A 10,665-nucleotide genomic window follows, 5' to 3' on the forward strand; every position below is an offset into this window, starting at 1 on the left:
AAGATTGCTCATTGATTGGTCTCCTTGCGGAGCGTGAATCACGCCGCAAGGCTGAAATCAATAGGTCCTGAGCCTAATCGAGCAAAAGAGATTATCTGTTTGGCGTCACGAATAATCTATGTCCGCTCCGTCCGCATTGCCGACATCGGCCAGATCCCGCTCGAAGGTCGGCGGCACCTTCAGCCCGCGCTTGGCGACAGCGCCATTTCGCGGCATCATCCCAACTGAAGCAACGGCGCAGCAGCACAGTCGCAGGCGGGGCGTATCTCTCGGGCAGCCTGACGTGATCCACATCACATACTGCACCCGGAGGCTGCCATGTCGCTCATCCTGCTCGCCATTTCCGTATCCATCGCGCTGGCCTGGCTGGCCTTTCGCCTCGCGGTCTTCGCGCTACCTGTCATGGCCGCCATCGGCGCCTTTCAGCATGTCCAGTCCGCTGATGCGGGCTTTGCCCTGTCCGCGGGCGCGGCCCTTGCCGCCGCCTTCGCCGTCATGGCGGTCGTGCTGCTGAGCCTCTGGTTCGCCCGGCACCCGATCCTGCAGCTCGCTGCACTTGCCCTCTTTGCAGCCCCGGCGGCGGTGGCGGGCTATGCGCTCGCCCATGGCGTGGCCCGGCATGCCATCGATCCGGGGCTGGGGCTGACCCTCCTGTCGGGCGCTTGCGGGGCCGTTGTCGCCATCGCGGCCATGGTCAACATCATGGCGATGGCGCTGGACTTCGCGGAGCGATGATCGACTGGGCGTGAGGCCAGCGGTTTGCAGCGCCGGGCCCGGGATGGCCCCGTCGCGATGGGGCGTAGTCGCTGACCATCTTGTCCCCTTCAGCCTTGCCCGGCTCATGGGCAGCCGGTGGGTGATCTCGCAGGTCGCGGTGCGTATCACCGCGGCGGTGCCGGCATCCGGGGCTGCAACCGCGCTGGCCCTTCTCCCCTTTCCGGCATCTGCACGTGGCCAAGGCCGACGCAGGACGGGGCTCATCGGTTCAGGCCGCAGCGTTCTTGCGTATTTCGGACATGACCCCGCGGTGTTGGCGCGGCGTGGTGGCAGGGTGCGCATAGCCCAAGATGCTCCGATGGTGAGGGTCGGCGGCGCCTGTCCTGTTGCCCCGCGCATGATGGCTCTGCATCCCGTCTCCGTCCCGGCTTCCCCGCCAGGACCTGTCCCTCCTTCCGGCTGATCCCCTGAGCCTGTCCGTCCGGGGCCGGCAACCCCGCGCGGCGGGACCCGAGTTGGCGCGTGCCGCGCCTGCCCGCACCACGTCCCGCCTTGGGGGTCGAGCGGACGCGAAGGGCGTCCGTGCAGGCCCCGCCCGGCAGGCTCTCACGGGCCTCATCGGAGGGACGGTCCCTCCGGATGAAGCAACGGAGACAAGATCATGCGAGACACATCGTCATCCTCGCCGGCAACATCGGCCAGGCACCCGAGACCCGCACCACCCAGGGCGGTACCTCGATCACCAGCTTCACCCTCGCCACCTCGCGCCCCCGCTATGCCGAGGGCCGGGTCGTCCGCGACGAGAACGGCTACCGCGTCCAGGACACCGAATGGCACCGCATCACCTGCTTCAACGGCCTGGGCAAGACCGTGCAGAAATACTGCGAGAAGGGCATGAAGCTTCTGGTGCGCGGCCGCATCCACTACACCAAGTGGACCGACGCCGCCGGGATCGACCGCTACGGCTGCGAGATCATCGCCGAGACGGTCGACTTCCTCAGCCGGGCCAAGGCAACCGAGGCCGAAGACGGCAAATTCATCGACGACGATGACATCCCTTTCTGAGGGCCAGCCCGAGGGGCCCGGCGGTGCAGACCGCCGGGTTCACGCCCTTGAAGGCCGACCCGACTCGCGCCCGCAGCGGCACGATTTCGCCGATACCCGGTTCCAACAGACCCGCGAATCAGCGACACTGCCGGAATACCGCCGATCCGGCAAAATGCCGCCCGGCACCGGAAGATCGCTGGCAAGCCACGAAGAAAGCGACTAAAATAGTCGTAGTTCTGGCGTGAGTGACTGGCCGGATGGGAGGTGATCATGCATGATCACCGCCCCGCAAATCCGGGCCGCACGCGCGCTTCTGGGTTGGACGCAACAGACGCTCGCAGACAAGGCCTGTGTCGCATTGACTGCGCTCAAGCGCCTCGAGTCTCGCAAAGACTCGGGGACGCATGAGAACACGCAGGATCGGGTGCATCGGGCGCTTCGCGCAGCGGGGATCGAGTTCATCTGGGGCTCGAAAGGCGTTGGCGTTCTGCTCAGAGAGATTGAAGAAAAAGAAAAAACCTCGAAGTAAAGCGTGACGATCATCCGGCCGTACTGGCGCGACAAGATCAACAGGGAGGGGGGCCGCAACCGACCCTCGCAAACCATGGCCAAAGCCGACACGACCTGGCGCGAGGCGCCACCCGAGAGTCCGACGATCACCGAATACGACCGCACGCATATGGTCCTCTATATGCGGATCTTCGATGCGAACGATGTTGGCGCCGACTGGCGAGAAGTGGTCGAGGTACTGTTCAACCTCGATCCGGCGATCGATCCCGAGCGCTGCAAGCGCACCCATGATAGTCACCTTGCGCGCGCCCGCTGGATGACCGAACACGGCTACCGCGAGCTCCTTCGACAGGCCCAGGACGAGGGGAAGCTGTAACGCGGGCCGGTTTCCGCCGAACAGCTTGTGCCGGACTCCCACGGCTCAATCAGGGCGTGTAAACTCAGCCGCTCAGGAATGTCGAAGTGAAGGCCGTTTGCAATGCCGTCGGATCCCACCGGCTGGCGTTCCTCGGCTGGGTACGACTACGTCCCGGAATTGACCGCGTCTGACCTCGCCTGGGAATAGCTGCGCCGCAACAAGACCTATGCGCAGGACTATGTGGCCCTGATGCGAGACGGGTCCGACTCCCCGCGCGGTTGTGTTTCGAAAGTGGTGGAAATTCTCCGAAGACGTCCTCCGAGCGGATTGATTTGCGCGTGATCAAGCGGCGAGGTCAAGGGTCATGGGCTCGATCGGCTTGTCGAGGGTTTGCCATCCATCGACCTTGCGCATGGTGATCTGGCCGGAGGCGAGCAGAGCCCAGAGGAGCATCGGCACGGTTTCGGCGCAGGGCAGCGCAGCCTGGGTCTTGATCCTAGCAAGTTCCAGCAACTGCGGAGATACGCCGTTCGCCCCAACGATCTGATGATCACCATCATGGGTACAGTCGGGCGATGCTGTCTTGTCCCCGATGATATTGGGGACGCGCTGTCCTCGAAGCACACATGGATCATCAGTCTTGATGAGGCGAAATACTCGCCGTACCTGGCAATGTTGCAGGTCAACTACTGCGATTGGGTATTGCGGCACTTCTCGAAGGATCAGCAGGGCGGCACCATGTCCGCAATCCGAAGCGAAACGATCCGCTCGACCTTGCTGCCCGTGCCGCCGCTGGCGGAGCAAGCCAGTATCGAAGCAATCCTGATGGAGCTTGCCAGTCGCTTGAGAGATGAATTGGCTCTGCTCGACAAACTGCGCCTCCAGAAATCCGGCCTGATGGACGACCTGCTCACCGGGCGGGTTCCTGTCACGCCGTTGTTGTAACCGAAGGGTCCGGTCATGGGTCACGAGTATGACGATGTGGAACTGCCCTTCCTGAACCAGTGCCGCGCCATGGGCTGGCAGGTGCAGGAGGGGTCGAAGGACGACCCCAGCCTGACCGGGCGCGCAACCTTCCGCGACACCATCGCCGAGGCCTGCCTGCGCGAGCGCCTGCGCGCCATCAACCCCGGCCCTGATGGCCAGCCCTGGCTGGACGATGCCCGCTTGTCCGAAGCCGTCAGCGCCCTGACTCGCCACGGTCAGCGCGGGCTGATGGAGGCGAACCAGGCGGTGACGGAACTGTTGCTGCGCGGCCTGACGGTCGAAGGCCTGCCGGGCTGGGACGGCGGGCGCGGCCAGACCATCCGCTATATCGACTGGGACGATGTGGGGGCCAACAGTTTCACCATCGCCAACCAGTTCCGCATCGATTGCCCGCCCGGCCATGACGTGGGCAAGGGCTTCATCATCCCCGACCTTGTCCTGCTGGTGAACGGCATCCCGGTGGTGGTGGTCGAGGCGAAAAGCCCCGCCATCCCCGAACCGCTGGCCGAGGCGGTGAACCAGCTGCGCCGCTATCACAATGCCCGCAAGGCAGCACTTGAGGTGGAGGAGAACGAGGGCGCGCCCGCGCTCTTCGCCTCTGTCCAGTTGCTGATCGCCACAAGCTTCGATCAGGCCCGCGTGGGCTGCATCGGCGCGGGGCTGGAACATTACGGAAGCTGGAAAACCGTGGTCGGCCCGGACGGCACCGGGTCCGAGGATGCGGTGGCGGCAGCGCTGGGCAAGAAGGGTCTCTCGGAACAGGAACGCCTGATCGCCGGGATTCTGCGGCCCGCGCATCTGCTGGACATTCTGCGGCACTACCTGTTGTTCATGAATGTGGGCGGCCAGACCATCAAAACCGTCTGCCGCTATCAGCAATACCGCGCCGTGAACCGCGCGCTGGAACGGCTGCGCACCGGCAAGACCCGGGTGCAAGATGGCGAATATGATCGGCGCGGCGGCATCGTCTGGCACACGCAAGGGTCGGGCAAAAGCCTGACCATGGTGTTCATGATCCGCAAGATGCGGACCGATCCGGCCTTGCGGAAGTTCAAGCTGATCATGGTCACCGACCGCCGTGACCTGCAACGCCAGTTGTCGGAGACGGCGACCCTTTCGGGCGATGTGGTGGAACTGGCGACGAATGCCGGGGCGCTTAAGCGGCTGGCGCGGCGCAAGGGGCCGGGGCTGGTGTTCGCCACAATCCAGAAATACCGCACCGAAGAGGATGTGCCCGATGTGACCAAGGGCCCGGCTTTCGAGGTGTTGAACGAGGACGAGACGATCCTTGTCGTGGTGGACGAGGCGCACCGGACCCAGACCGGTGACCTGCACGCCAACCTGATGGCCGCCCTGCCGAACTGCGCCCGGATCGGGTTTACCGGCACGCCGATCATCATGGGTGAAAAGAAGCGGACGGCGCAGATCTTCGGCGATTTCATCGACCGTTACACGATCAAGGAGGCCGAGGCGGATGGGGCGACGGTGCCGGTCCTTTATGAGGGGCGAACGGCCGAGGGCGCAGTGAAGGACGGCGCCACGCTGGACGGGTTGTTCGAGGACATGTTCCGCGACCGGACCGAGGAAGAACTGGAGGCGATTCGCAAGAAATACGCGACGAAGGGCAACATTCTCGAGGCGCCTGCGCTGATCGCGGAAAAGGCCCGCGACATGCTGCGGCATTATGTGACGAACCTGCTGCCCAACGGCTACAAGGCGCAGGTCGTGGCCTACAGCCGCCTCGCCGTGATCCGCTACCATGCCGCGTTTCTGGAGGCGCGGGATGAGTTGCTGGCACAGGCGGCCGCGCTGTCGGACTATGACAAGGCGATGGACGATGAAGTCCTATGCACCAAGCCGCCGGTGACGCAGGCCCTCGTCCAGGCCTGGCGGTATCGCGACACGCTGGCGCGGATCGAGTTTGCGCCGGTGATGTCGGGTGGCAACAACGATGACCCGAAATGGCGGCAATGGACCGAAGGCCATGCCCAGGAAGCCCGGATCAAGCGGTTCAAGAAACCCCTGTTTCACAAGGACCCGGCCAAGACCGATCCGCTGGCGTTCCTGATCGTCAAATCCATGCTGCTGACCGGGTTCGACGCCCCTATCGAGGGGGTGATGTATCTGGACCGGTCGATCCGCGAAGCCGAACTCTTGCAGGCCATCGCCCGGGTCAACCGGACAGGTTTCGGCAAGTCCTGCGGGATCGTCGTGGACTATTTCGGCGTGGCACATCACCTGAAGGCCGCCTTGGCCGCCTATGCGGACGAGGATATCGAGGGCGCTCTGGTCGGGCTCAATGACCAAATCCCGGTGCTGCGGGATCGCCACATCCGGGTCATCGACATTTTCCGCAGGGCCGGCCTTGAAGACATTTCTGATGATGAGGGTTGCCTGAATGTCCTTGCGACCGAGAAGGCCCGGGCGGAGTTCACAGTCAAGCTTAAGGACTTCCTGACCTCGCTCGAAATCATCCTGCCACGTCCCGAAGGGCTTCCTTTCGTCAAGGACGCGAAGCGGCTGGCCTATATCCATGCTCGAGCGCGCAACAGATACCGCGACGTCATGTCGCTCGGGTCCGATGTCGGGGCAAAGGTCCGCAAGCTGATTGATGACCATGTGGTCTCCCTTGGCATCGACCCGAAGATTCCGCCGGTTCAACTTACCGATGCGAATTTCGACAACCATGTCGCGCAGACGGCCGGAAGCCGCGCCAAGGCTTCCGAGATGGAACACGCGATCAGATCACACATCCGCAAGAACCTTGAGGCGGACCCGGTTCGTTTCAAGAAGATGTCGGAGCGCCTGAAGCAGATCCTCGAGGGATTCGGCCAGCAGTGGGACCAGATCATCGCACAACTCCAAGCCCTTATTGATGAACTTCGTTCTGATAGTGCATCCGGTGATGGGACGGCACCTGACATCCCAGAGGTCTATCTGCCCTTCTTGCGGACAGTACTCGAGGCTTGCTCTGCGGGGCCGGAGACGGACGCAACCCATTTGCACGCCATCCACCAAATGACCTTGAATGTTGTTGATCGCATCATTGAGGAGGTGTGCACCAACCGGTCTATCTGGAGCAGCTTCAAGCTCGCAGATCAAGAGAACCTTCGCTCTGAAATCTTCGAGATCATACTTGATCGAAAGCTGGATGGTTTCGATGTCTCCGATGCGGAAAGCCTTGCCGACCAGTTGATGCAGCAGGCCAAGGCAAACGACGACAAACTCAGGACAGCATGATGCCAAAGCTGCCTCTAACTCCGATCAGGACCGTTGGCAAGCCGACTCGCGCCAGCGATCACATGCTGGAGGTCGATGGTCTATGCTTCGAGGTTCTCAGAAGCGAAAGGCGCAGGACTTTGCAGATTACCGTTGAGCGTACCGGTGCGCTGCGAATTGTCGCTCCGCCGCAAGTCGAAGACAGGCAGCTTATTGACTTCGTGGAGGAAAAGCTGCTCTGGATCCACACAAAAATTGAAGAGAAGTCCAGGCTGCAGCAGAGAGCGCCGATCAAGGATTTCGTTGACGGTGAGGGCTTTCTATATCTGGGCAAGAGTTACCGCCTTCGTCTCGTGGAAAAGCAACTTGTGGATCTTACGTGTCCACTTACGCTTCGAAACGGACGATTCTGTCTTCGCCAGGCCTCGGTACGACGGGGGCGAGAGATATTCATGCGATGGTATGCGTATCGCGCGCAGGGGTGGTTCGAAAGGCAAGTCGCGGAACACGCCAACCGAATGGGTGTGATCGTGAATGAGGTCAACGTACAGGATCTTGGCTATCGGTGGGGCTCGTTCGGAACTGGTGGCCGGGTGTCCTTCCACTGGAAAGCCATTCTCTTGCCTCCGCGAATCGCACAGTACGTCGTGGTACATGAGCTTGCCCACGGGCTGCACCCTGACCATTCCCCGAAATTCTGGATCAAGGTTGAGCAGCACCTTCCAGATTGGCGCTCGCGGAAAACTTGGCTGGCAGAGAACGGGATTCAAGTTGAGGGGATCTGAGCATTCTCTCGGTTCCGCTAGATTGGGACGGCGTCACGACACCTGCCACACCTCCCCATCACCCAAACGCTTGACGTAATCGACACGCTCCCCATCCCAGTGATACGCAAAATGCCCGCCTTGGGTCGGGATCGGGATCACGTCGGGCCAGAACACCGCGATGCAGTTCCCGCCCGGGTAACGCACGCTGGGCCAGGTGACCCCGTTCGACCCGGCGGCGCGGCGTTCGGTGCCGAAGACCTGCGAGGGGCGGTAATCGTCGGGGTGCAGCAGGTCGGCGCGACCGGTGGCGTCGTCCAGATCGGCATCGACGGACCCGATCAGCTCGCGGAACTGCGAGGTCCAGCCCGGGGCCTCATCCGTAGCCCGCATGAAGCGGGCGTGGTGATGAATGGTCTCGGCGATGGCGACCTCGGTGCGGTCTCCTGCGTAGTAGAGGCCGAAGCTGCCATCCGAGAACCGCCCCGGTCGCAGGGGCGAGCAATGGACGAAGGGGGCCATGACCCAGCTGGCGCCGGGCCCGGTCACGCGGCGGGCGACGGGCACCTTGGAGAGATCACCGATGCTGTCCCGGATGCGCGGGTTGAACTTGGCCTCGGCCGAGGCGAGCGCCTCCCAGTCGGCGGGGTCGGCGATGTCCTCGAAGAGGTCGATGGGCGGATGGATCGAGCGGATGATGCGGGAGGTGCGCGGCCATGCCACGCGTCGGACGGGCACATTCACCAGGCACCCCGTTCGGCATCGAGATAGGCGCGCAGGTCGATCAGGTCGGTGATTTCGCCGCGCAGCATGACGTCCAGCGCGCCGCGCCCGGCGAAAGCAGCGCTGGGCTTGCGGATCCACGCATAGCCGCGGGCGGGGTCGGTGAAGAGATAGCGCAGCGCCTTGTGGATCCCCATCAGGATCGCCATGCGCGCGCGCAGGTCGCGGTCGATGCGCCCGATATCGCCCACCTTCCAGCGCGCCCAGGTGCGCTGCGCCATGTCGCCGAGCAGGGTGCGGGCTTCCACATCCGTCAGACCCCAGGCGCGGAACAGGTTGACCGTGGCGCGCGCCAGGGCTGCAGCCTCCTCGTCGGTGATGACGGGCAGGTCAGGGCGGGCGGTGATCGGCTGGACCGTGGCAAATTGCATGGGTGTCTCCTTTGGCATCAATATAGAGAATATCTGCCAAAAGGCAATGACCGTGGCGCACGGTATGCCGAGCCGCCTCCCACCCTTTCGCCTGTCTTTGCACGCCAGAACCCTACGTCCACTCAACCCCTGTTGAGCGCGGCGCGCATCCGGCTTTCTTGATGGACCCCGATCCAGGGCCGCCCCTCGGCAGGCCAGAACAGGAGCGGGGACAGCATGGCAGAGGTCGACCGGGAACCGCAGGCGCAGGAGCGAGGCGCGCGGATGCTGCGCACCGCGCTCGGTCCCATCATTGAGCGGGCTCTGGAAGACCCCATGACCCTTGAGGTCATGCTCAACCCCGACGGGCGGCTCTGGGTCGACCGGCTGTCCGAGGGGCTGTCCGACAGCGGCGCCACGCTCTCGCCCGCCGATGGCGAGCGGATCGTGCGGCTGGTGGCCCATCACGTCGGCGCCGAGGTCCATGCCGGGCGGCCGCGGGTTTCGGCGGAACTGCCCGGAACGGGCGAGCGCTTTGAGGGGCTTCTTCCGCCGGTCGTCACCACGCCCTGTTTCGCGATCCGCAAACCCGCCGTCGCGGTGTTCCGGCTGTCCGACTACGTCGCCGCCGGGATCATGACCGAGGCGCAGGCCAGCGTCCTGCGCGCGGGCGTTGCTGCGCGCGCCAATATCCTCGTCGCGGGCGGCACCTCGACCGGCAAGACCACGCTGACCAATGCGCTGCTGGCCGAAGTCGCGCAAACCGCCGACCGCGTCGTGATCATCGAGGACACGCGCGAGCTGCAATGCGCGGCCCCGAACCTCGTGGCGCTACGCACCAAGGACGGGGTGGCGACGCTTTCGGATCTCGTTCGCTCCTCGCTGCGCCTGCGCCCCGACCGCATTCCCATCGGCGAGGTGCGCGGGGCGGAGGCTTTGGACCTGCTGAAAGCCTGGGGCACTGGTCATCCGGGCGGGATCGGGACGATCCATGCAGGCTCGGCGCTGGGCGCCCTGCGCCGGATGGAGCAGCTGATCCAGGAGGCCGCGGTCACCGTGCCGCGCGCCCTGATCGCCGAGACCATCGATCTGATCGCCGTGCTTTCGGGGCGCGGCAGCGCCCGACGACTGTCTGAGCTTGCCCGCGTCACCGGACTCACGTCCGCGGGCGATTACCACCTGATCCCGGCGGTCCCCGCACTCGCGGATGTGCCCGCACCCCCCAACACAGCAGGAGAGCCCTGATGCACCCAACCCTTCACTGCCTGCGCGCGCAGGCCGCCCATGTCGCCACCTTCGCCTGCGTCAGCCTGATGCTCGCCAGTCCCGCGCGCGCGGCGGGCTCGTCCATGCCCTGGGAGGCACCGCTCGAGGCGATCCTGCAATCGATCGAGGGACCGGTCGCCAAGATCATCGCGGTGATCATCATCATCGTGACCGGGCTGACGCTGGCCTTCGGCGACACGTCGGGCGGGTTCCGGCGCCTGATCCAGATCGTCTTCGGCATCTCCATCGCCTTTGCCGCAAGCTCTTTCTTCTTGAGCTTCTTCAGCTTCGGTGGCGGGGCAGTGATCTGATGGCCGGGGGTTTCGAGCAGCCCGATGCCGTCCCCGGCTTCACCGTCCTGGTTCACCGGGCGCTGACCGAGCCGATCCTGCTGGCCGGTGCCCCGCGCGCCTTCGCGATCCTGAACGGCACGCTTGCAGGCGCCATCGGGCTCGGCCTGCAGCTCTGGGCGGCAGGGCTCGCGATCTGGCTGATCGGCCATCTGCTGGCGGTCTGGGCCGCGCGGCATGACCCGCTCTTTGCCGAAGTCGGGCGGCGGCACCTGCGGCTGCCCGGCCATCTCGACGTCTGAGAGGCCAATCGGAAATGAGTTGAGTGAATTCAGCAGGTTGTGATTCTGTTCAGTTGCGACACAGAACGGAGA

13 protein-coding genes and 1 pseudogene are annotated in these 10,665 nt (G+C 64.2%); 11 read left to right on the forward strand and 3 right to left on the reverse strand.

Annotated elements, in window-relative coordinates:
* The first annotated feature begins 318 nt into the window (after positions 1-318).
* From HUK65_RS16970 to HUK65_RS19205, 5 genes are all read left to right on the forward strand, one after another.
* Complete coding sequence (locus HUK65_RS16970; protein ID WP_179907465.1) at positions 319-735, forward strand: hypothetical protein; 417 nt, start codon at positions 319-321, stop codon at positions 733-735.
* Positions 736-1,356: 621 nt separating this feature from the next.
* Positions 1,357-1,782 carry a single-stranded DNA-binding protein gene (locus HUK65_RS16975; protein ID WP_179907466.1) on the forward strand — a complete coding sequence of 142 codons (426 nt, stop codon included), beginning with the start codon at positions 1,357-1,359 and terminating at the stop codon, positions 1,780-1,782.
* Positions 1,783-2,038: 256 nt separating this feature from the next.
* Complete coding sequence (locus tag HUK65_RS16980; RefSeq protein ID WP_179907467.1) at positions 2,039-2,293, forward strand: helix-turn-helix domain-containing protein; 255 nt, start codon at positions 2,039-2,041, stop codon at positions 2,291-2,293.
* A gap of 3 nt (positions 2,294-2,296) precedes the next feature.
* Positions 2,297-2,650, forward strand: coding sequence for a DNA -binding domain-containing protein (locus HUK65_RS16985; protein WP_456095393.1), 354 nt, complete (start codon positions 2,297-2,299; stop codon positions 2,648-2,650).
* 102 nt (positions 2,651-2,752) lie between these two features.
* Positions 2,753-2,839: a transcriptional regulator domain-containing protein gene (locus HUK65_RS19205; protein ID WP_407692440.1), complete on the forward strand. Its 87-nt coding sequence runs from the start codon at positions 2,753-2,755 to the stop codon at positions 2,837-2,839.
* A 135-nt stretch (positions 2,840-2,974) separates the two neighbouring features.
* On the opposite strand, the pseudogene HUK65_RS16990 reads toward HUK65_RS19205, so the two are convergent.
* A pseudogene (locus HUK65_RS16990) lies at positions 2,975-3,130 on the reverse strand (IS256 family transposase); the annotation flags it as partial.
* A 48-nt stretch (positions 3,131-3,178) separates the two neighbouring features.
* Here HUK65_RS16990 and HUK65_RS16995 point away from each other — a divergent pair.
* From HUK65_RS16995 to HUK65_RS17005, 3 genes are read left to right on the forward strand one after another with little or no spacing between them, the layout of a single operon-like run.
* On the forward strand, positions 3,179-3,577 hold the full coding sequence (locus HUK65_RS16995; RefSeq protein WP_235442233.1) for a restriction endonuclease subunit S domain-containing protein: 399 nt from the start codon (positions 3,179-3,181) through the stop codon (positions 3,575-3,577).
* A gap of 15 nt (positions 3,578-3,592) precedes the next feature.
* A complete protein-coding gene (locus tag HUK65_RS17000) occupies positions 3,593-6,859 on the forward strand; it encodes a type I restriction endonuclease subunit R (RefSeq protein WP_179907468.1) in 3,267 nt (1,088 codons plus the stop codon).
* Positions 6,856-7,623, forward strand: a complete 768-nt coding sequence (locus HUK65_RS17005; protein WP_235442234.1) for a M48 family metallopeptidase — start codon at positions 6,856-6,858, stop codon at positions 7,621-7,623. The genes HUK65_RS17000 and HUK65_RS17005 overlap by 4 nt, the downstream gene beginning before the upstream one ends.
* Before the next feature lie 33 nt (positions 7,624-7,656).
* On the opposite strand, the gene HUK65_RS17010 is transcribed toward HUK65_RS17005, so the two are convergent.
* Both HUK65_RS17010 and HUK65_RS17015 read right to left on the reverse strand, forming a co-directional pair.
* Positions 7,657-8,346, reverse strand: coding sequence for an RES family NAD+ phosphorylase (locus tag HUK65_RS17010; RefSeq protein WP_407692439.1), 690 nt, complete (start codon positions 8,344-8,346; stop codon positions 7,657-7,659).
* Entirely contained in the window at positions 8,343-8,756 is a 414-nt protein-coding gene (locus HUK65_RS17015) for an MbcA/ParS/Xre antitoxin family protein (RefSeq protein WP_179907469.1), read from the reverse strand. Before HUK65_RS17015 ends, HUK65_RS17010 begins: the two co-directional genes overlap by 4 nt.
* Before the next feature lie 264 nt (positions 8,757-9,020).
* On the opposite strand from HUK65_RS17015, the gene trbB reads away from it, so the two are divergent.
* Genes trbB through HUK65_RS17030 form a run of 3 tightly spaced genes read left to right on the forward strand, consistent with a single transcriptional unit; the run spans position 9,021 to position 10,593 of the window.
* On the forward strand, positions 9,021-9,980 hold the full coding sequence (gene trbB / locus HUK65_RS17020; protein WP_456095394.1) for a P-type conjugative transfer ATPase TrbB: 960 nt from the start codon (positions 9,021-9,023) through the stop codon (positions 9,978-9,980).
* Positions 9,980-10,312 carry a TrbC/VirB2 family protein gene (locus HUK65_RS17025; protein WP_179907471.1) on the forward strand — a complete coding sequence of 111 codons (333 nt, stop codon included), beginning with the start codon at positions 9,980-9,982 and terminating at the stop codon, positions 10,310-10,312. Before trbB ends, HUK65_RS17025 begins: the two co-directional genes overlap by 1 nt.
* Positions 10,312-10,593 (forward strand): VirB3 family type IV secretion system protein, encoded by a 282-nt coding sequence (locus tag HUK65_RS17030; RefSeq protein WP_179907472.1) that lies wholly within the window; start codon positions 10,312-10,314, stop codon positions 10,591-10,593. Before HUK65_RS17025 ends, HUK65_RS17030 begins: the two co-directional genes overlap by 1 nt.
* Positions 10,594-10,665: the final 72 nt, after the last annotated feature.

Origin of the sequence: Rhabdonatronobacter sediminivivens (genome assembly GCF_013415485.1) — a bacterium.
Lineage (GTDB): Bacteria > Pseudomonadota > Alphaproteobacteria > Rhodobacterales > Rhodobacteraceae > Rhabdonatronobacter > Rhabdonatronobacter sediminivivens.